Annotated in this window: 25 protein-coding genes and 1 pseudogene; 11 read left to right on the top strand and 15 right to left on the bottom strand. The window is 59.5% G+C overall.

The features are described from left to right. Nucleotides 1-2: 2 nt before the first annotated feature. From hisD to ACZ89E_RS17985, 9 genes are all read right to left on the bottom strand, one after another. A complete protein-coding gene (gene hisD, locus ACZ89E_RS17945; protein WP_463259414.1) occupies nucleotides 3-1,328 on the bottom strand; it encodes a histidinol dehydrogenase in 1,326 nt (441 codons plus the stop codon). A 125-nt stretch (nucleotides 1,329-1,453) separates the two neighbouring features. Continuing rightward, complete coding sequence (hisG, locus tag ACZ89E_RS17950; RefSeq protein WP_092273233.1) at nucleotides 1,454-2,089, bottom strand: ATP phosphoribosyltransferase; 636 nt, start codon at nucleotides 2,087-2,089, stop codon at nucleotides 1,454-1,456. A gap of 149 nt (nucleotides 2,090-2,238) precedes the next feature. Further along, complete coding sequence (gene murA / locus ACZ89E_RS17955; RefSeq protein ID WP_133838552.1) at nucleotides 2,239-3,504, bottom strand: UDP-N-acetylglucosamine 1-carboxyvinyltransferase; 1,266 nt, start codon at nucleotides 3,502-3,504, stop codon at nucleotides 2,239-2,241. A 22-nt stretch (nucleotides 3,505-3,526) separates the two neighbouring features. Then, nucleotides 3,527-3,766, bottom strand: a complete 240-nt coding sequence (locus ACZ89E_RS17960; RefSeq protein WP_007912386.1) for a BolA family protein — start codon at nucleotides 3,764-3,766, stop codon at nucleotides 3,527-3,529. A 115-nt stretch (nucleotides 3,767-3,881) separates the two neighbouring features. Continuing rightward, nucleotides 3,882-4,187, bottom strand: coding sequence for an STAS domain-containing protein (locus ACZ89E_RS17965; RefSeq protein WP_149657575.1), 306 nt, complete (start codon nucleotides 4,185-4,187; stop codon nucleotides 3,882-3,884). After that, complete coding sequence (locus ACZ89E_RS17970) at nucleotides 4,184-4,825, bottom strand: MlaC/ttg2D family ABC transporter substrate-binding protein (protein WP_149657576.1); 642 nt, start codon at nucleotides 4,823-4,825, stop codon at nucleotides 4,184-4,186. Before ACZ89E_RS17970 ends, ACZ89E_RS17965 begins: the two co-directional genes overlap by 4 nt. Before the next feature lie 11 nt (nucleotides 4,826-4,836). Next, nucleotides 4,837-5,304, bottom strand: a complete 468-nt coding sequence (gene mlaD / locus ACZ89E_RS17975) for an outer membrane lipid asymmetry maintenance protein MlaD (RefSeq protein WP_133838549.1) — start codon at nucleotides 5,302-5,304, stop codon at nucleotides 4,837-4,839. Next, complete coding sequence (gene mlaE, locus ACZ89E_RS17980; protein ID WP_133838548.1) at nucleotides 5,304-6,101, bottom strand: lipid asymmetry maintenance ABC transporter permease subunit MlaE; 798 nt, start codon at nucleotides 6,099-6,101, stop codon at nucleotides 5,304-5,306. Before mlaE ends, mlaD begins: the two co-directional genes overlap by 1 nt. Further along, nucleotides 6,101-6,910, bottom strand: coding sequence for an ATP-binding cassette domain-containing protein (locus ACZ89E_RS17985; protein WP_054049897.1), 810 nt, complete (start codon nucleotides 6,908-6,910; stop codon nucleotides 6,101-6,103). Before ACZ89E_RS17985 ends, mlaE begins: the two co-directional genes overlap by 1 nt. Nucleotides 6,911-7,185: 275 nt before the next feature. Between ACZ89E_RS17985 and ACZ89E_RS17990 the strand changes: the two genes are divergently transcribed. From ACZ89E_RS17990 to ACZ89E_RS18035, 10 genes and pseudogenes are all read left to right on the top strand, one after another. After that, nucleotides 7,186-8,160 carry a KpsF/GutQ family sugar-phosphate isomerase gene (locus ACZ89E_RS17990; protein ID WP_149657577.1) on the top strand — a complete coding sequence of 325 codons (975 nt, stop codon included), beginning with the start codon at nucleotides 7,186-7,188 and terminating at the stop codon, nucleotides 8,158-8,160. Then, a complete protein-coding gene (locus ACZ89E_RS17995; protein WP_149657578.1) occupies nucleotides 8,160-8,684 on the top strand; it encodes a KdsC family phosphatase in 525 nt (174 codons plus the stop codon). Before ACZ89E_RS17990 ends, ACZ89E_RS17995 begins: the two co-directional genes overlap by 1 nt. A gap of 13 nt (nucleotides 8,685-8,697) precedes the next feature. Continuing rightward, a complete protein-coding gene (gene lptC / locus ACZ89E_RS18000; protein WP_149657742.1) occupies nucleotides 8,698-9,270 on the top strand; it encodes an LPS export ABC transporter periplasmic protein LptC in 573 nt (190 codons plus the stop codon). Further along, entirely contained in the window at nucleotides 9,257-9,805 is a 549-nt protein-coding gene (lptA, locus tag ACZ89E_RS18005) for a lipopolysaccharide transport periplasmic protein LptA (protein ID WP_149657579.1), read from the top strand. Before lptC ends, lptA begins: the two co-directional genes overlap by 14 nt. Next, a complete protein-coding gene (gene lptB, locus ACZ89E_RS18010; RefSeq protein WP_054049904.1) occupies nucleotides 9,805-10,530 on the top strand; it encodes an LPS export ABC transporter ATP-binding protein in 726 nt (241 codons plus the stop codon). The genes lptA and lptB overlap by 1 nt, the downstream gene beginning before the upstream one ends. 184 nt (nucleotides 10,531-10,714) lie before the next feature. Further along, nucleotides 10,715-12,209, top strand: a pseudogene (locus ACZ89E_RS18015) (RNA polymerase factor sigma-54). 73 nt (nucleotides 12,210-12,282) lie between these two features. Then, nucleotides 12,283-12,591 carry a ribosome hibernation-promoting factor, HPF/YfiA family gene (gene hpf, locus ACZ89E_RS18020; protein ID WP_149657581.1) on the top strand — a complete coding sequence of 103 codons (309 nt, stop codon included), beginning with the start codon at nucleotides 12,283-12,285 and terminating at the stop codon, nucleotides 12,589-12,591. A gap of 12 nt (nucleotides 12,592-12,603) precedes the next feature. Continuing rightward, nucleotides 12,604-13,068, top strand: a complete 465-nt coding sequence (gene ptsN / locus ACZ89E_RS18025) for a PTS IIA-like nitrogen regulatory protein PtsN (protein ID WP_149657582.1) — start codon at nucleotides 12,604-12,606, stop codon at nucleotides 13,066-13,068. A gap of 2 nt (nucleotides 13,069-13,070) precedes the next feature. Next, complete coding sequence (gene rapZ / locus ACZ89E_RS18030) at nucleotides 13,071-13,928, top strand: RNase adapter RapZ (RefSeq protein WP_149657583.1); 858 nt, start codon at nucleotides 13,071-13,073, stop codon at nucleotides 13,926-13,928. Nucleotides 13,929-13,943: 15 nt separating this feature from the next. After that, entirely contained in the window at nucleotides 13,944-14,219 is a 276-nt protein-coding gene (locus ACZ89E_RS18035; RefSeq protein WP_149657584.1) for an HPr family phosphocarrier protein, read from the top strand. Nucleotides 14,220-14,291: 72 nt separating this feature from the next. On the opposite strand, the gene ACZ89E_RS18040 is transcribed toward ACZ89E_RS18035, so the two are convergent. From ACZ89E_RS18040 to ACZ89E_RS18060, 5 genes are read right to left on the bottom strand one after another with little or no spacing between them, the layout of a single operon-like run. Further along, entirely contained in the window at nucleotides 14,292-15,185 is an 894-nt protein-coding gene (locus ACZ89E_RS18040) for a ZIP family metal transporter (protein ID WP_476256166.1), read from the bottom strand. Between the two features lie 30 nt (nucleotides 15,186-15,215). Then, complete coding sequence (locus ACZ89E_RS18045) at nucleotides 15,216-15,827, bottom strand: superoxide dismutase (RefSeq protein WP_463259410.1); 612 nt, start codon at nucleotides 15,825-15,827, stop codon at nucleotides 15,216-15,218. A 1-nt stretch (nucleotide 15,828) separates the two neighbouring features. Then, nucleotides 15,829-16,269, bottom strand: coding sequence for a hypothetical protein (locus ACZ89E_RS18050; protein WP_463259409.1), 441 nt, complete (start codon nucleotides 16,267-16,269; stop codon nucleotides 15,829-15,831). 27 nt (nucleotides 16,270-16,296) lie between these two features. After that, nucleotides 16,297-17,673 (bottom strand): class II fumarate hydratase, encoded by a 1,377-nt coding sequence (locus tag ACZ89E_RS18055; RefSeq protein WP_476256167.1) that lies wholly within the window; start codon nucleotides 17,671-17,673, stop codon nucleotides 16,297-16,299. Continuing rightward, nucleotides 17,666-18,061, bottom strand: coding sequence for a FagA protein (locus ACZ89E_RS18060; protein ID WP_463259407.1), 396 nt, complete (start codon nucleotides 18,059-18,061; stop codon nucleotides 17,666-17,668). Before ACZ89E_RS18060 ends, ACZ89E_RS18055 begins: the two co-directional genes overlap by 8 nt. Nucleotides 18,062-18,357: 296 nt before the next feature. On the opposite strand from ACZ89E_RS18060, the gene ACZ89E_RS18065 reads away from it, so the two are divergent. Beyond that, nucleotides 18,358-18,609 carry a hypothetical protein gene (locus ACZ89E_RS18065; protein WP_476256168.1) on the top strand — a complete coding sequence of 84 codons (252 nt, stop codon included), beginning with the start codon at nucleotides 18,358-18,360 and terminating at the stop codon, nucleotides 18,607-18,609. Nucleotides 18,610-18,723: 114 nt separating this feature from the next. Here the strand turns inward: ACZ89E_RS18065 and pmbA are convergent, their stop codons facing one another. Continuing rightward, the gene (gene pmbA / locus ACZ89E_RS18070; protein WP_476256169.1) at nucleotides 18,724-20,070 is read right to left on the bottom strand and encodes a metalloprotease PmbA; all 1,347 of its coding nucleotides are present in this window, start codon (nucleotides 20,068-20,070) and stop codon (nucleotides 18,724-18,726) included. Between the last annotated feature and the right edge of the window lie 2 nt (nucleotides 20,071-20,072).

A 20,072-nucleotide genomic window follows, 5' to 3' on the forward strand; every position in this document is an offset into this window, starting at 1 on the left:
CTTCAGTTCCCCTTCTTGTCATCAACGATGCGGTATTCGGCGCTGCGGGCGTGGGCGGTCAGCGACTCGCCACGGGCCAGCACGGACGCGGTCTTGCCCAGTTCGGACGCCCCCTGCTCAGAGCAGAAAATGATCGACGAGCGTTTCTGGAAGTCGTACACACCCAGCGGCGAGGAGAACCGCGCGGTGCCTGAGGTCGGCAACACGTGGTTCGGGCCGGCGCAGTAATCGCCCAGGGCTTCAGAGGTGTGGCGCCCCATGAAGATCGCCCCAGCGTGGCGGATCAGCGGCAGCCAGGCTTGCGGATCGGCGACCGACAACTCCAGGTGCTCCGGCGCGATGCGGTTGGCCACTTCGATGGCTTGTTCCATGTCGCGGACCAGGATCAGCGCGCCACGGCCATTGATCGAGGTTTCGATGATCTCGGCGCGCTCCATGGTTGGCAGCAGCTTGCTGATGCTGGCAGCCACCTTGTCGAGGAACTCGGCGTCCGGGCTGACCAGAATCGCCTGGGCGTCTTCGTCGTGCTCGGCCTGGGAGAACAGGTCCATGGCGATCCAGTCCGGATCGGTCTGGCCGTCGCACACCACGAGAATCTCGGACGGGCCGGCGATCATGTCGATACCGACCTGACCAAACACGTGGCGCTTGGCAGTGGCGACATAGATGTTGCCCGGGCCAACCACTTTGTCGACCTTCGGCACGCTTTCGGTGCCGTAAGCCAGCGCGGCAACCGCTTGGGCGCCGCCGATAGTGAACACGCGGTCGACGCCGGCGATGCAGGCCGCGGCCAGTACCAGTTCATTGAGTTCACCGCGCGGGGTTGGCACGACCATGACCACTTCGGTCACACCGGCCACCTTGGCTGGAATCGCGTTCATCAGCACGGAGGACGGGTACGACGCCTTGCCACCCGGCACGTACAGGCCGGCGCGATCCAGCGGCGTGACCTTCTGGCCCAGCACCGTGCCGTCGGCTTCGGTGTAGCTCCAGGAATCCTGCTTCTGTTTTTCGTGGTAGCTGCGCACCCGGGCCGCGGCTTTTTCCAACGCTTCGCGCTGGGGTACGGTGATCCGGGTCAGGGCCAGTTCCAGGCGTTCGCGCGGCAGGATCAGGTCGGCCATGGAGGCGACTTGCAAGCCATCGAACTTCTGGGTGAATTCCACCAGCGCCGCATCGCCACGCTCACGCACAGCCTTGATGATGTCCAGCACCCGCTGATTGACCGAGTCGTCAGACACACTTTCCCAGCTCAGCAGATGATCCAGATGATGCGCGAAATCCGGGTCAGCAGCGTTGAGTCGGCGAATTGCAGTCGGTGCGGTCATAGCGAGAGCCTCATAGGAATGGCAAAAACTCAGGCGCCCTAACTTAGCAGTCGTTTCCGCTTGGGCACCTGAGATTCTGGCTATGAGGCGGATAGACGGGCGCGACTTAACGTCGCGCAGGTGAATCAGCCGCGGTGTCGAGACTCCACTGCCTTGCGCAGGGTGTCGATCAACGCCTGGATACGGGCGTGCTGCATTTTCATCGAAGCCTTGTTGACGATCAGCCGGGAGCTGATATCAGCGATGAAATCCTGTGGCTCCAGGCCATTGGCCCGCAGCGTGTTGCCGGTGTCGACCACGTCGATGATCTTGTCGGCCAGGCCGATCAGCGGCGCCAGTTCCATCGAGCCATAGAGCTTGATGATGTCGACCTGACGACCCTGCTCGGCGTAGTAACGCTTGGCAACGTTGACGAACTTGGTGGCGACGCGCAGACGGCCCTTGGGTTCGATGGCGCCGACCTTGCCGGCCGTCATCAGCTTGCACAGGGCAATCCGCAGGTCCAGGGGCTCGTAGAGACCCTGGCCGCCGTATTCCATCAGCACATCTTTACCGGCGACGCCCAGGTCCGCGGCACCGTGCTCGACATAGGTCGGCACGTCGGTGGCGCGCACGATCAGCAGACGTACGTCAGGCTGGGTCGTGGGGATGATCAGCTTGCGGCTCTTGTCCGGATTCTCGGTCGGCACGATGCCCGCTTCAGCCAGAAGCGGCAGGGTGTCGTCAAGGATACGGCCCTTGGACAGTGCGATGGTCAACATGGGAAACGTCAGTCCTTATCAAGGTACTCATGCCCGGTCGCAATCGGCGCCGGACATACATCGAGGCCATTACAGCCTCGATGAAGCAAATCAGTTAACAGCAAACTGTGGCGAGGGAGCCTGCTCCCTCGCCACAATTGCAGCCGGAACTAGCCCGGTACGCGGCGGATCTTGGCGCCGAGCATCTGCAGTTTCTCTTCGATGCACTCGTAACCACGGTCGATGTGGTAGATGCGATCGATCAGGGTGTCGCCTTCGGCGATCAGTGCCGAGATCACCAGGCTGGCCGACGCACGCAGGTCGGTGGCCATGACTGGCGCGCCCTTGAGCTTCTCGGTGCCGGTGACGATGGCAGTGTTGCCTTCGACCTGGATCTTGGCGCCCATGCGGTGCAACTCGTACACGTGCATGAAGCGGTTTTCGAAGATCGTCTCGATCACGGCACCGGTGCCTTCGGCAATGGCGTTGAGGGAGATGAACTGCGCCTGCATGTCGGTCGGGAACGCCGGGTACGGAGCGGTCCGCACGTTGACGGCTTTTGGCCGCTTGCCGTGCATGTTCAGCTCGATCCAGTCTTCGCCGCAGGTGATTTCGGCACCCGACTCACGGAGCTTTTCCAGGACGGCTTCGAGGATGGTCGGATCGGTGTCCTTGACCTTCACGCGACCGCCAGTCACGGCAGCGGCGACCAGGTAGGTGCCGGTCTCGATCCGGTCCGGCATCACCTTGTAGGTGGCCGGGTGAAGACGCTCAACGCCATCGATGGTGATGGTGTCGGTGCCGGCGCCAGTGATCTTGGCGCCCATGGCGATCAGGAAGTTCGCCAGGTCGATGACTTCAGGCTCGCGTGCGGCGTTAGCCAGGACGCTACGGCCCTTGGCCAGGGCAGCGGCCATCATGATGTTTTCGGTACCGGTCACACTGACGGTATCGAAGAAGAAGTGCGCACCGCGCAAGCCGCCTTCTGGCGCCTTGGCCTTGATGTAGCCGCCTTCGACATCAATGACTGCGCCCATGGCTTCGAGACCACGGATGTGCAGGTCGACCGGACGCGAACCGATGGCGCAACCGCCAGGCAGTGCAACTTCGGCTTCACCGAAACGGGCAACCATCGGGCCCAATACCAGGATCGAGGCGCGCATGGTTTTCACCAGTTCGTACGGCGCGATCAGGGTCTTGATGGTGCGTGGGTCGATTTCGACGCTGAGTTTCTCGTCGATCACCGGCTCGATGCCCATGCGACCGAACAGCTCGATCATGGTGGTGATGTCGTGCAGGTGCGGCAGGTTGGCCACGGTGACCGGGCCATCGCACAGCAAGGTGGCGGCCAGGATCGGCAGGGCAGAGTTCTTTGCCCCGGAAATGCGGATTTCGCCATCAAGACGAACGCCACCAGTAATTATCAATTTATCCATAAGAATCTCGACGCCCTTGGGCTCAGGTGCGCTCGGCCCAGGCCGCGCTGCTGAAAAATTTCATAGTGACCGCATGGATGCTGCCATCGGTGATCCATGGGTTCAAATGGGCATAGATCTGCTGCTGACGCTTCACCGGGCTCAACGCCGCCAGTTCATCGCTAATCACGTTCAGCTGAAAGTTGCAGCCTTCGCCCTCAACTTCTACCAGCGTTCCGGGCAGCTTTCCTTCAAGGAAGCTCTTCACTTCTACGGCCTGCATGCTCAACCTCAATCGGCGCCCTGTGCGCGCGGGTCGGACATCATACAAAAAAGCCCCGCGCCTGCGAACCCCGCATTCACAGGACTCTGACGGGGGGCTTCTTTATAGATGCCGGTTAGGGGTGCGCCAACAGCTCGGTCAATTCGCTGACCTGAGCGATTTCGCGCATGTCTTCAGGCATGGCGCGGATGCTGACAGCCTTGCCGCCCGCCTCTGCATCACGCATGAAGCACAGCAGCAGCGACAAGCCGACACTGCTGGACTTCGTTACCGCCGAACAATCAACCACCACGGCGGCGGCCTTACTGGCCTTGATCAGCGCCTGACCTTGCTTGCGCAAGTCAGGGCCGGTGCGGTAATCCAGCACGCCACTGAGCAGCAACTCGCCGGTTTCGCTCATGCGAACGGCTGACTCACTCATTGAGTCTTCTTCTCTGTGGCTTCCTTGGCTTTAGCGACTTCCCCGGCCCAATTGTTGATGGTCTTGTCCAGGTCGTTGCCATTGCGCTGCATCGCGTCAGCGAACTGATCGCGGAACAGCTTGCCGATATTGATGCCGTTGATGATCACGTTGCGCAGCTTCCACTCGCCGTTGATCTTCTCCAGGGTGTACTGCACGGGATAAACCGCGCCGTTGGTGCCCTTGACCGTCATGCCAACGCTGGTGCGGTCGCCCGACTCATCCTTGGCAGGGTCAACGGTGATGCCCTGGTTGTTGTATTCGAGCAAGGCGTTGCCATAGAACTGGAACAGGCCTTTCTTGAAGTTTTCCTGGAAGGTCTGCATCTGCGCGGGCGTGGCTTTGCGCGAATACTTGACCGTCATGATGCTTTTGGAAATGCCTTCGGCATCCACCACAGGGCCGACAATGGTGTTCAGCGCCGTGTAGAAGTCCTGTGGATCCGTTTTGTACTTCTCTTTATTGGCCGACAGGTCTGCGAGCATCCGGGTCGTGGTGTCCTGAACCAGATCGTGCGCCGACTGTGCCGCCACGGCGTTAGCCATCAACGGCAGGGCCGCGAGTAATACCAACAGGCCACGTCGCAAGGTAGAGATCATTCAAAAGCTCCTCATTTGGCGTCTTTGCTAACGGTATTGAGCAGGAATTTACCGATCAGGTCCTCGAGCACCAGCGACGACTGGGTGTCATGGATGGTCCCGCCATCCTTGAGCAAGGCTTGTTCCCCGCCCACGCTGATACCAATGTACTTCTCGCCCAACAGGCCAGCGGTCAGGATAGATGCAGTGGAGTCAGTCGGCAGATTATCTACGCGCTTTTCCAGCTGCATGGTCACCCGACCGGTGAAACTGTCGCGGTCCAGATCGATCGCCGTGACCTTGCCGATGGTCACACCGGCCATGGTCACTTTAGCTCTGACCGTCAAACCGGCGATATTGTCGAAATAAGCATAAAGTTTATATGACTCGGTGGTCGCGCTCGGGGACAGGCCACTGACCCGCAACGCAAGCAGCAGCAAAGCCAGGATGCCAGCCAGCAGGAAAAGGCCGACACCGATTTCCAGGGTGCGGTTTTGCATCAGAAATCTCCAAACATCAAGGCGGTCAGAATAAAGTCCAGGCCGAGCACTGCCAAAGAGGCATACACCACGGTCTTGGTTGTGGCACGACTGATCCCCTCGGAAGTGGGCTCGCAGTCATAGCCTTGGAATACGGCAATCCAGGTCACGACAAACCCGAAAACGATGCTTTTGATGATGCCGTTGAGCACGTCGCCATTGAACGTCACGCTGTTTTGCATGTTCGCCCAGTAGGAGCCGTCATAGACGCCCAGCCAGTCGACTGCAACCCACGAACCGCCCCAGATCCCGACGACGCTGAAAATCATCGCCAGCACCGGCAGGGAAATGAAACCGGCCCACAGGCGCGGGGCAACGATGTACTTGAGCGGGTCGACGCCAATCATTTCCAGACTGGACAACTGCTCGGTGGACTTCATGTTGCCGATTTCCGCCGTCAGGGCCGAACCGGCACGCCCGGCGAACAGCAATGCTGTCACCACCGGCCCCAGTTCACGCAGCAGCGTCAGGGCAACCATCTGCCCGACGGCCTGCTCCGAACCGTAGCTGGACAGAATATTGAAGCCTTGCAGCGCCAGCACCATGCCGATAAACACCCCGGAGACCACGATGATCACCAGAGACATCACGCCGATCGAATGCAGTTGCTTGATCAGCAAGCCGAAACCGCCGCCAATGCCACCACGACCCAGCAACGCGTGGAACAGGAAAATCGCCGCCCGCCCGAACACCCCCACGGCATCGATGGCCGCGCGGCCGAACCGGCGCACTCTTTCTATTAGTGAAATCTTGCGCATCAGCGCTTCCCCAGAAGATCTGCGCGGTAATCCGTCGCTGGAAAGTGATAGGCGACCGGACCGTCCGGCTCGCCCGTCATGAATTGACGGATACGCGGCTCCTGCGAGTTCATCAGTTCTTCAGGCGTGCCCTGCCCCAGGACTTGCCCTTCGCCCACCACATAAATGTAATCGGCAATGCTCGCGGTTTCGGCCAGATCGTGGGAAACCACGATGCTGGTGATGCCCAGTGCATCATTGAGCAGGCGAATCAGGCGCACCAGCACGCCCATGGCGATCGGGTCCTGCCCGACAAAGGGCTCGTCATACATGAGGATCTGCGGATCAAGTGCGATGGCCCGCGCCAGCGCGACGCGACGCTTCATGCCGCCGGACAATTCGTCAGGCATCAGGTCGATGGCGCCACGCAAGCCCACGGCCTGCAATTTGAGCAGGACGATGTCACGGATCATTTCTTCCGGCAGCTCGGTATGGACGCGCAGCGGAAAAGCAACGTTCTCAAATACATCGAGATCGGTAAACAGTGCGCCGCTCTGGAACAGCACGCCCATGTGCTTGCGCGCATCGAACAGATCGCTGCGAGACAATTTGGGTAAATTCTGGCCGTTGACCCAGACTTCGCCGCTGGTAGGTCGCAACTGCGCGCCCATCAGCCGTAATAGCGTGGTCTTGCCACACCCGGAAGGTCCCATGATGCCGGTGACCTTGCCGCGCGGGATACGGATATCGACGTTATTGAAAATGCTGCGCGTACCGCGCTTGAAGGTCAGTCCCTTCAGCTCGACCGCGTAGGCGTTATCGGCACTCATCTAAACTCCTTGCGATGCAGCCTCTCACTCGGACGCCTGGCTTTCTGTCGAAAGCACATACCTCCCCGGGCAGGCCGAACTGGCGGCGAACTATATCACTGCAAAGGCCAAGCGCCCAAGGCCCAAGCCGGGGCATGTTCAGCAACAGGACAGGCAAATCCGTTGATTTAGAAGGATTCGGTTACAGCTATTTACAAAGCATGACGAACTAGCGTGAGGGTTTCGATCATTACCGCTATAATCGCCGCCTTTTCATCGGGCTATACGATTCTGACATGAGCCAATCCAGCGACCTGATTCAATCGGCACAACGCACCATCCGTCTCGAAGTGGAAGCCGTACAAGGCTTGTTGCCCCATATCGACGCGGATTTCGTACGCGCTTGCGAGATGATTCTGGCCAGCAAAGGCCGTGTGGTCGTGCTGGGCATGGGCAAATCCGGGCACATCGGCAACAAGATTGCCGCCACCCTGGCCAGCACCGGCACCACGGCGTTCTTCGTGCACCCGGCTGAAGCCAGCCACGGCGACATGGGCATGATCACCCGCGACGACATCATCCTGGCGCTGTCGAACTCCGGCTCCACCAATGAAATCGTCACCCTGCTGCCGCTGATCAAGCGCCAGGGCATCCAGTTGATCAGCATGACCGGCAACCCGGATTCGCCGCTGGCCAAGGCCGCCGAGATCAATCTCAACGTTCATGTGGAGCATGAAGCCTGCCCGCTGAACCTGGCGCCGACCTCCTCCACCACCGCCGCCCTGGTCATGGGCGACGCCCTGGCCGTGGCGCTGCTGGAAGCGCGCGGCTTTACCGCGGAAGACTTCGCCTTTTCCCATCCAGGTGGCGCACTTGGCCGCCGCCTGCTGCTGAAAGTGGAAACCGTCATGCACGCCGGCGCAGAATTGCCCCAGGTGCAACGCGGCACGCTGCTCAAGGACGCGCTGATGGAAATGACCCGCAAAGGCCTGGGCATGACCGCGATCGTGGAACCCAATGGCAAACTGGCCGGGATCTTCACTGACGGCGACTTGCGCCGCACCCTCGACCGGACCATCGACATCCACCACACGACCATTGATGAGGTCATGACCCTTCATGGCAAGACCGCACGGGCCGATATGCTGGCAGCCGAAGCCCTGAAAATCATGGAAGACCATCGAATCAACGCACTGGTAGTCGTCGACAAGGAAGACCGCCCGGTGGGCGCCTTCAACCTGTCCGACCTGCTGCGTGCCGGAGTAATGTGATGAGCGACGATCTGCTGCAACGCGGCAAGAACATCAAACTGGCGGTCTTTGACGTCGACGGCGTCCTCACCGACGGACGCCTGTACTTCCTCGAAGACGGCAGCGAATTCAAGACTTTCAGCACCCTCGATGGCCAAGGCATCAAGATGTTGATGGCAGCCGGCGTACAGACCGCTATCATCAGCGGCCGCAAGACCCCGGTGGTCGAACGTCGAGCGAAAAATCTCGGCATTCCCCATCTGTATCAGGGTCGCGAAGACAAACTGGTGGTGCTCGACGAGCTGCTTGCCCAACTCAATCTAAGCTATGAACAGGTTGCCTACCTCGGTGACGACCTGCCAGACCTGCCGGTGATTCGCCGTGTCGGCCTGGGCATGGCGGTGGCCAATGCCGCCAGCTTCGTGCGCGAACACGCCCACGGCATCACCCTGGCCCGTGGCGGCGAAGGTGCCGCCCGCGAATTCTGCGAATTGATCCTGCGCGCCCAGGGCCGCCTCGATGCGGCCAACGCCGCGTACCTGTGAGCCATTTATGTTTATTTTGAGCAAAAAGTTTCGCAGATTTATGCTGTTCGGTTGCATCGCTGCGATATTTGCGGCGGTCGGCTACTGGAACATCAGCCCGGAACGCTTCCTCGACAAGCCGGTCGTCGCGGTCGATGAAAGTGCAATCGACTATTACGCTATTAACGCCCACAGCGTGCAGTACCTGCCCGACGGTGGCCTGCAGTACGACTTGACGTCCGACAAGGTCGAGCACCTCAAGGCGACCGACGTGTCGTTGCTGACCAATCCGGACCTGAACATGTACCGCGGCACCGATTTTCCATGGCACGTCACCAGTTTGCGCGGTGAAGTGAACGCGGACGGCACCCAGGTAGAACTGATCGATTCGGTGCGTATTGCACGCACCGATGAAAAGAACCGTAATTTGATCGTTACCAGCACCCGGATGACCGTGTTCCCGCAGCAGCAATATGCGCAGACCGATCAACCCGTTAGAATCGACGGCGCTGGTGGTGTGTCGACTGGCAACGGAATGAAAGCGTATTTGAAAGAAAGCAGAATACATCTGCTATCGAACGTAAGAGGACAGTATGAGGCTCGTTAAAACCCTCCCTATTTTGCTCAGTCTGGGCGCAGCACTGGGAAGCGTGAGCGCCTGGGCTCTGCCGAACGATCAAGAGCAGCCTATCCGTATTCAGGCCGACGATGCCCAACTGGACGACAAGAATGGCGTTGCCACCTATAAAGGTGACGTGATCATTACCCAGGGTTCGATGAAGGTCACAGGCAACACCGTGACCATCACCCGCACCCCGACCGGCGACATCGATGTGGTGACCTCGGTGGGCAATCTTGCTTACTTCGAGCAACTGCAGACCGCTGGTGACACCAAGCCTGTTCAGGGCTGGGGCGTGACCATCCAGTACCATGCCGCGCAAAACCGCGTTGTACTGATCGATAAGGCCAAAGTCGTCGACAAGGACAACAACACCACCCAGGGCGAGAAAATCGTCTACGACACGGTCAAGAAACTGGCGAGCGCCGGCCGTGCCACGGGTAGCAAGGTCACCGAGGCGCGTCCGCGCATCGACATGGTGATCCAGCCGAAGCCGAAAACCGACGAGAAAAAGGCCAAGTAATGGCAACTCTGAAAGCTCAGCATCTGGCCAAGAGCTACAAGAGCCGCCAGGTCGTGCGTGACGTCAGCCTGTCCATCGACAGCGGTCAGATCGTCGGCCTGCTGGGCCCGAACGGCGCCGGCAAGACCACGTGCTTCTACATGATCGTCGGCCTGGTGCAGGCCGATCAGGGTCGCGTACTGATCGACGACCTGGACGTCAGCCACCAGCCGATGCACGGTCGTGCGAAGGCCGGTATCGGCTATCTTCCGCAAGAAGCGTCGATCTTCCGCAAGCTGTCGGTAGCCGACAACATCATGGCCATCCTCGAGACCCGCAAGGAACTCGACAAGGCGGGTCGTCGCAAGGAGCTGGAAAGCCTGCTGCAGGAATTCCACATCAGCCACATCCGTGACAACCTCGGCATGAGCCTGTCCGGTGGTGAACGCCGCCGGGTGGAAATTGCCCGGGCTTTGGCCACCAACCCGAAATTCATCCTGCTCGACGAACCTTTCGCCGGCGTGGACCCGATTTCGGTGGGCGACATCAAACAGATCATCCATCACCTCAAGGCCAAGGGCATTGGCGTGCTGATCACCGACCACAACGTCCGTGAAACCCTGGATATCTGCGAAACCGCCTACATCGTCAACGATGGCCAACTGATCGCCGAAGGTGACTCCGCCACCATCCTGGCCAACGAACTGGTCAAGGAAGTGTATCTGGGTCATGAGTTCCGCCTTTAAGCACTGAGGTGTCTGGCTGGTTGTCCGAGCGCTTGTCTCGATAAAAAATCAATAAGTTTTTATTGTTACAGCGCTCTAGGCAAACGATGCAGTTTCGGGCATATAATTTGCTTAAGTTTGGCGCTCCGGCGCCCTGTAGTGGATGGCGCATGCGCGCCGGCGAATAAGGTGTTAAGCCCCTGCCATGAAACCATCGCTAGTCTTGAGAATGGGCCAGCAGCTGACGATGACACCTCAGCTGCAACAGGCCATCCGCCTGCTCCAATTGTCGACCCTGGACCTGCAACAGGAAATCCAGGAGGCCCTGGAGTCCAATCCGATGCTCGAACGCCAGGAAGAAGGCGACGACTTCGATAACGCCGATCCCTTGGCCGACAAAGCCGAACAGCAACCCAACGCCGATGTTTCAGAACCCTCCTACCAGGAAACCGCCCCGACGGTGGACAACCTCGAGGAAGGTGACTGGAACGAGCGCATTCCCAACGAACTGCCCGTCGACACCGCGTGGGAAGACGTCTACCAGACCAGCGCCAGCAGCCTGCCCAGCAACGATGACGACGAATGGGATTTCACCACTCGCACATCGGTCGGCGAAAGCCTGCAAAGCCACCTGCTCTGGCAACTGAACCTGGCGCCGATGTCCGACACCGATCGCCTGATTGCCGTGACCCTGATCGATTGCATCAACAATCAGGGTTACCTGGACGAAACCCTCGAGGAAATCCTCGAAGCCTTCGATCCGGAACTGGACATCGAACTGGACGAAATCGAAGCCGTCCTGCACCGCATCCAGCAATTCGAACCGGCTGGCATCGGCGCGCGCAACCTGGGCGAATGCCTGCTGCTGCAATTGCGCCAGCTGTCCGCCAAGACCCCTTGGCTGGCCGAGGCCAAGCGCCTGGTCAGCGATTACATCGACCTGCTCGGCAGCCGCGACTACAGCCAGTTGATGCGCCGCATGAAGCTCAAGGAAGATGAACTGCGCCAGGTGATCGAACTGGTCCAGAGCCTGAACCCGCGCCCAGGATCGCAGATCGAGTCCAGCGAAGCCGAATACGTCGTGCCCGACGTGATCGTGCGCAAGGACAACGAGCGCTGGCTGGTGGAGCTGAACCAGGAATCGGTGCCACGGCTGCGGTGTCAACGCTCAGTACGCCGGTTTCGTACGCCGCGCCGACACCAGCGCCGACAACACCTTCATGCGCAACCAGTTGCAGGAAGCCCGCTGGTTCATCAAGAGCCTGCAAAGCCGCAACGAAACCCTGATGAAAGTGGCCACCCAGATCGTCGAGCACCAGCGCGGCTTCCTGGAGTACGGCGACGAAGCCATGAAACCGCTGGTCCTGCATGACATCGCCGAAGCGGTGGGCATGCACGAGTCGACGATTTCACGGGTGACCACCCAAAAGTTCATGCATACCCCACGGGGCATATATGAGCTGAAATACTTTTTCTCCAGCCATGTCAGCACCTCCGAAGGCGGTGAATGCTCGTCCACAGCGATCCGCGCGATCATCAAAAAACTGGTTGCCGCGGAAAATCAGAAAAAGCCGTTGAGTGACAGCAAGATCGCTGGTTTACTGGAGGCACAAGGCATTCAGGTGGCTCGCCGCACCGTCGCCAAGTACCGCGAATCCCTGGGAATCGCGCCTTCGAGCGAACGCAAGCGGTTGATGTAAGCCACAGCACAGCGTTCCAGTGGTAGATCATCTGATCTGCCGCTTTATGCACTGGCAACGAAGGAGAAGCTGTATGCAAGTCAACATCAGTGGACACCAACTGGAAGTGACCGAACCCCTGCGCGCCTACATCGGCGAAAAGCTCGAACGATTAGAGCGGCATTTCGACAAGATCACCAACGTGCAGGTCACGATGACGGTCGAGAAGCTGAAGCAGAAAATCGAAGCCACCCTGCATATTCCCGGCAATGAAGTAGTCGCCAACGCGGAACATACCGATATGTACGCGGCGATCGACGCATTGACCGACAAGCTGGATAAACAACTCAAAAAGCATAAGGAAAAGACCCAGAGCCTCCTCCAGGGCGCGACCGGTCGTTAACATCCCCAACCCATGATCCGACTTGAAAACATCCTGACCCCCGGCCGTTCCCTCGTGAACGTGCCGGGCGGCAGTAAAAAGAAAGCCCTCGAGCAAATTGCCAACCTGATCGCCCGGGAAGTGCCGGATCTGGAGATGCAAGATGTCTTCGAGGCTCTGATTGCCCGTGAAAAACTCGGTTCCACCGGTTTTGGCAACGGCATCGCTATCCCCCACTGTCGCCTGAAGGGCTGTACCTCGCCCATCAGCGCCCTGATGCACCTTGACGCACCTATCGATTTCGACGCCATCGACGGCGCCCCGGTGGACCTGCTGTTTGTACTGCTGGTCCCGGAAGCCGCCACTGATGCGCACCTGGAGTTGCTGCGCCAGATCGCCAGCATGCTTGACCGCAAGGAAGTCCGCGAGAAACTGCGCAGTGCCCCGAGCAACGAAGCCTTGTATCAGGTCGTCCTGAGCGAGCAAAACGGTCACTAATCATGCGCTTGATCATCGTCAGTGGCCGCTCCGGCTCAGGTAAAAGTACGGCGCTCAATGTCCTTGAGGACAACGGCTACTACTGCATCGACAACCTGCCCGCCGGCCTGCTGCCGGAACTGGCCGAACGCGCCCTGATTCATACCGAACTGGCACAACCACTGGTCGCCGTGTCCATCGACGCCCGCAACCTGCCCAGCCATCTGTCGCGCTTTCCCGAACTGCTCGAAGAAGTGCGCAGCCGGCATATCCAGTGCGATGTGTTGTATCTGGATGCCGATGAAGAAACCCTGCTCAAGCGTTTCTCGGAAACCCGCCGCCGGCACCCGCTGAGCAACGCCAACCGTTCACTGGCCGAGGCGATCAACGACGAGTCCCAACTGCTCGGGCCGATTGCGGACCTCGCCGACCTCAAGATCAATACCACCAACCTGAACCTGTACCAGTTGCGCGACACCATCAAGTTGCGCCTGCTGAACCAGCCGGAACCCGGCACTGCGTTCCTGGTGGAGTCTTTCGGGTTCAAGCGTGGCATGCCAGTGGACGCCGACGTGGTGTTCGACGTGCGCTGCCTGCCCAATCCTTATTGGAAGCCGGAACTGCGAGCGCAGTCCGGGCTCGATCAACCGGTGGCCGACTATCTGGCGGCACAGCCGGACGTCGAGGAGATGTTCCAGGACATCTACAACTATCTGTTCAAGTGGCTACCCCGTTTCGCCGCCAGCAACCGCGCCTACGTCACCATTGCCATTGGCTGTACCGGCGGTCATCACCGCTCCGTCTACCTGACCGAACGTCTGGGCCAGGCCCTGCAACAATCCCTGAAGAATGTCCAGGTTCGCCACCGCGACCTCAGCTAAAGGATTCACTACGCGATGCCTGCTCTGGAAATTGAAATCATCAACAAGCTGGGCCTGCATGCCCGCGCTTCTGCGAAATTCGTTGGTGTTGCCGGTGAGTTCAAGGATTGCACGATCCGGGTCGGACGCAATCCCGAGTCCATGGTCGACGGTAAAAGCATCATGGCCATGATGATGCTCGCTGCCGGCAAGGGCACCATCATTCACCTGAGTACCGAAGGTGAACAGGCCGACGAAGCCTTGCAGGCATTGGTGGCCCTGATCAACGACTACTTCGGCGAAGGTGGTTGAACATCAAAAGATCGCAGCCTTCGGCAGCTTCTACGCCGATCCTGTAGGAGCTGCCGAAGGCTGCGATCTTTTTTACGCCAACGCCGTATCCATCACCATCATCAAGCAAAACCCCAGCAACAACCCCAGGCTAGCCAGTTTGTCGTGACCATTGCGCCGCGACTCCGGAATCACCTCATGGGTCACCACCAGCAGCATCGCCCCAGCCGCCAGCGCCAGTCCCAACGGCAACAGCAATTCCGCCAGGCTCACCAGCCACGCGCACAACAATGCGAAAACCGGTTCAACCAAGCCTGATGCCGCACCGATCAGGAACGCCTTGACCCGCGACATCCCTGCCCCGGCCAACACCAATGCAATCACCAGCCCCTCGGGCACATCCTGCAAGGCGATGCCCATGGCCAGGCTGTCGGCGTCAGGCATGCCGCCACCGGCCGAAACCCCGACCGCCATGCCTTCCGGAATGTTGTGGGCAATGATGGCGAACACGAACAGCCAGATTCGCGGCGCAATCACCGGGCGTTCCAAGGTGCCAACGAGCATTTCCGGACTGGCCCCGGAGACCTTGCGATCCACCAGAAACAATCCGAATGCGCCGAGCATGATGCCGAAACTGATCAGGCCGCTGGCCACCCAAGGCGTCAGCCCCAGGCTTTCGGCCGCAGAGATGCCCGGGACAATCAGCGAAAACGCGGTCGCCGCGAGCATCACCCCGGCACCGAAACCCAGCAAGGTATCGCTGAGCGCCTGGGGCATGCGCCGAATCACCAGCACCGGCACCGCTCCGAGCGCCGTGCCTAAGGCGCAAATTGCCCCACCTTGCAGGGCACGCAGCAACCTCGGCTCAAGGTCCAGCCACGCCAATCCCTGGGCAACCAACAACGTCATACCCGCCAGCAGCAACAGCGATCCTAACGCGTAACGGAACATTCGTCCGCCGCCGATCGCCAGTGTTTCAGTGCCCATAGTCAGCCTTGGATTGTTTTTATAGAGGACTTAAACCAGCGCGGCCTGATAGCGCGCCGCGACTTCGGGCCAATTGATCACGTTGTAGAACGCGCTGATGTATTCCGGACGACGATTCTGATAACGCAGGTAATAGGCGTGTTCCCAGACGTCGAGGCCGAGGATCGGCGTGTTGCCGTTCATCAACGGGCTGTCCTGGTTGCCGCTGCTTTCCACGACCAGGGTCTTTTGCGGCGTGACACTCAACCACGCCCAACCACTGCCGAAGCGAGTCAGCGCGGCTTTGGTGAAAGCTTCCTTGAAGCTGTCGAGGCCGCCCAACTGCTCATCGATGGCCGTGGCCAGCGCACCGTCCGGTTTGCCGCCGGCATTGGGCGCCATGACTTCCCAGAACAGCGAATGGTTGGCGTGGCCACCGCCCTGGTTGATCACCGCAGCGCGCAGTTTTTCCGGGAGTTGCTGGACGCCGGCCACCAGTTTTTCCACCGACCACTCGGCAAACTCGGTGCCTTCAACGGCCGCATTGAGGTTGTTGATGTAGGTCTGGTGGTGTTTGGTGTAGTGGATTTCCATGGTCTGCGCATCGATATGCGGTTCCAGGGCATCGTAGGCGTACGGCAAGGCAGGCAAGGTAAAAGCCATTTCAATGGACTCCATGGTGAAGAGGGACAGACTGATGCCGCGGCGACACCGCCTCCATGTGCAGCAAACGATGGGTGCGTGGGTATTCGCCGTGTTCGCTGATGAAATTCAGTAGTTCGACGTAGGTCTTGCTGCTCTGGCGCAACGCGGCTTCGCGCAGGGCCGGGGCCAGTCGCGAGTCCTGCATGGTCTGCAATAAGCGCTGATGGATCGCGCACAGGTACTCGGCGCTCTCCTCCGGTTGGTTCAGACGCAAATGCAAGTCCGCCAGGTTGTGGTGGGAAATCACGCAAGCGGCCACCGCTTCGTCGGCATCCGCCCAGCGCTCGAACAACACCTGGGCCAGCGCCAGAGCCTGCAAGTAAGCCTCGCGGGCATCGACGAACTCGCCCAGCATGAAATGGCGATTAGCCCTTTCGATCGTGCGTTTCCAGTGCTCCATGGTGTGCCTCCAAAGCAGTAGCGTGAGTTACACGCCGCCAGCGGTGAGCTTTTCTGGATTGAGCAACTCTTCCAGTTGGCTGCGCGTCAGGTCGGTGTGTTCCAAGGCGACATCAATTACCGGACGGCCCTGCTGATACGCCTTCTTGGCGATCTCCGCGGCTTTTTGGTAACCGATGATCGGGTTGAGTGCAGTGACCAGGATCGGGTTGCGCGACAGCGCTTCCTTGAGCCGGGCCTCGTTGACCTTGAAGCTGGCGATGGCCTTGTCGCCCAACAAACGGCTGGAATTGGCCAGCAACTCGATGCTGCTCAGCAGGTTCTGGGCGATGATCGGCAGCATCACGTTCAATTCGAAATTGCCCGACTGGCCGGCGATGGTGATCACAGAGTCGTTGCCGATCACTTGAGCGGCGACCATCGCCGTGGCTTCCGGGATCACCGGGTTGACCTTGCCCGGCATGATCGACGAGCCCGGCTGCAAGGCTTCGAGTTCGATTTCACCGAGGCCAGCGAGCGGGCCGGAGTTCATCCAGCGCAGGTCGTTGGCAATTTTCATCAGCGACACGGCGGTGGCCTTGAGCTGCCCGGAGACTGCGACCGCGGTGTCCTGGGAGCCAATCAGCGCAAACAGGTCCTTGCCAGGCTGGAATTGCACTTGGGTCAATTTGCTCAATTGCTGACTGAACAGCGCCGCGAACTGCGGATGGGCATTGATCCCCGTGCCCACCGCCGTGCCGCCCTGGGCCAGGGATTGCAGGCTCGGCAGCAGGTCTTGCAGGTGGCCGATATTGGCCTTGAGCTGTTGCGCCCAACCGTTGAGCACCTGGCTCATGCGCACCGGCATGGCGTCCATCAGGTGCGTGCGCCCGGTTTTGACGTGGTGATGAACCTGCTCGGCCTTGTGCTCGATCACTTGCACCAGGTGCAGCAGCGCCGGCAGCAATTGCTCGTGCAACGCCAATGCGGCGCTGACGTGAATGGTGGTCGGGATGATGTCGTTGCTGCTCTGGCCGCAGTTGACGTGATCATTAGGATTCACCGGTTCGCCCAGCAAACGGCTGGCCAGGGTGGCAATCACTTCATTGGCGTTCATGTTGGAGCTGGTGCCGGAACCGGTCTGGAAAATATCCACCGGGAAGTGCTGCATGAAATCGCCTTCGAGCAGGCCTTGGGCCGCATCGACGATGGCTTTGCCCTGGGATTCGCTGATCTGCTTGAGCTCGACGTTGGCCCGGGCGGCGGCAGCTTTGGCCAGGATCAACGCGCGGATGAACTGCACCGGCATCGGTTGGCCACTGATCGGGAAGTTATCCACTGCACGCTGGGTTTGTGCGCCGTAGAGGGCGGCTTCCGGGACTTGAAGCTCGCCCATGCTGTCGCGTTCGATACGCGTATTACTCATCAGGAAATCCTTGCACCAGTTCTAAGAGGGGAATCGAAGGCTGCAACTCGCAGGTCGCCAGTTGCCAGGTGTAGCTCTGCCAGCGCTTGAGGCGGCATTTGCACAGGGAGAGGCGTTCCAGTTCGCGCAATGGGCGCCAGGCCTGGTCGAGACAGAAGGTTCGCCAGTGCCACGGCAGCGCGACATCGGCGGCGGTGTCGAGCAATAAACGGAAAGAGGTTTCGGCGATGGTCCAGGGCGAGGTGGCCGTGCAACAGGCCAGATACCGGCCTTCGGCCAGGTAATGTTCGATCAGGCGCGGCTCATCGGGATCCATCGCGCAACGAATCTGGCGACTCATCCAACGCCAGCTTTCGAGGTAAGGCTGCTCGTGCAAGGCAGAACTCATAATCCGGGCTCATTCGGTAATGAGATTTATTATTAGATGATAATGAGAACCAAAACAAGCTTGAATCATCCCCCGCGCACGACGCGGTCGAAGGTCGGCCGCTTAAGTACCGACACCCAAGAGCTTCGGAAAAAGTACGACAAGCAGGGAAAAGTCGTCGCAAGACTTCAAAACAACGCAGGAAAATATCAACTTATATAAACGCTGCAACACATTCATATGCACTCTCTAAAAAAAACGAATCTATTATCTCAGGCGAACACCCATATTTTTCCCATGAAGGATCTTGAGAAAACATGACAAACATCGAACTTAATGTATTTATCGAAACCGAGCTGAACTTGCTTGCCCAACGAATTATCGACAAAAAAAGCGTCAGTGATGAAATTGCCCACGCGAAGATTGGATTCTATCTTTCCCTGCGCAGAGCCCTGAATTCAAAGGCAACCCCTGCAGATACAGGCTTTCTCGACGCCATTAACGACACGCTGCAGGCCTTGGGCATCATCGAAAGAAACAGGACATTCCTTGCCGACATAAAAGAATGAATCAAGTAATAGTGACTACTTGCCCAATACTACCCGCACCCTTTAAATAACAAATCTACACAACGCTGATTCGCGCCTAACAACTAATCGTATTGTTAGGCGCTTCTATCTTTATCAGCTACCCGCCACCGTCATCCGCTCAATCAACACCGAACCGGTGCGAATGTTGCTGCGCAGTTCCAGGTCATTACCCACCGCGACAATCTGTTTGAACATGTCGCGCATGTTGCCGGCGATGGTCACTTCCTGGACCGCGAACTGGATTTCGCCGTTCTCGACCCAGAAACCCGCCGCACCACGGGAATAATCGCCGGTGACCATGTTCAGGCCATGGCCCATCAGCTCGGTAACCAGCAAGCCACGGCCCATGCGACGCAACAGCGCGGCCTGGTCTTCGTCGCCATGGGTGACGAACAGGTTGTGCACGCCGCCCGCGTTGGCGGTGCTCGGCATGCCCAGTTTGCGACCGGAATACGTGCCGAGGATGTACGACACCAGGACGCCATTTTCGACGAACGGTTTGGCATAGGTCGCCAAACCATCGCCATCGAACGCCGAACTGCCCATGGCCCGCATCAGGTGTGGACGCTCGTCGAGGGTCAGCCATTCCGGGAACAGCTTCTGCCCCAGGGTGCCTTCGAGGAACGACGATTTGCGGTACAGGCTGCCGCCGGACACCGCCGACAGAAAGCTGCCGAACAAACCACCGGCCAGTTCCGCCGAAAACAGCACTGGCACTTCACAGGTCGGCACCGGACGTGCGCCCAAGCGGCTCGCAGCCCGTTGCGCGGCGCGCTGGCCGATGCTCACCGGGTCGGCCAGCAAGCTGCCCTGACGGTTCACGTCGTACCAGTAATCGCGCTGCATCTGGCCGTCGGCCTCGGCGATCATCACGCAGCTCAAGCTGTGCCGGGTCGACGCGTAGCCGCCAATAAAGCCGTGGCTGTTGCCGTAGACGCGGCAGCCCTGGTGCGTGCTAAGGGTGGTGCCATCGGCATTCTTGATCCGGCTGTCGGTGGCAAACGCCGCCGCTTCACAGCTCAGGGCCATTTCGATGGCTTGCTCGGGGGTGATGTCCCACTCGTGGAACAGGTCGAAATCCTGCAGATCCTTGGCCATCAGCGCGGCATCCGCCAGGCCCGAGGCTTCGTCTTCCGAGGTGTGCTTGGCAATGGCCAGCGCGGCGGCGACGGTTTCGCGGATCGCTTCCGGGCCGCTGGCCGAGGTGCTGGCCGAGCCTTTGCGCTGGCCGACGTACAAGGTGATGCCAAAGCCCTGATCACGATTGAATTCGACGGTTTCGACTTCCCGCTGACGCACCGACGTGGACAGTCCCTGCTCCAGCGACACCGCCACTTCACAGGCACTGGCACCCTGGCGCTTGGCTTCAGCGATGATCTGCTCGACTTGCTCTTGCAGTGCCGGCAACGCTTGTGGGCCGACGCTTTCAACTGCACTCATGC

The sequence above is a fragment of the Pseudomonas sp. TE3899 genome, from assembly GCF_056279105.1.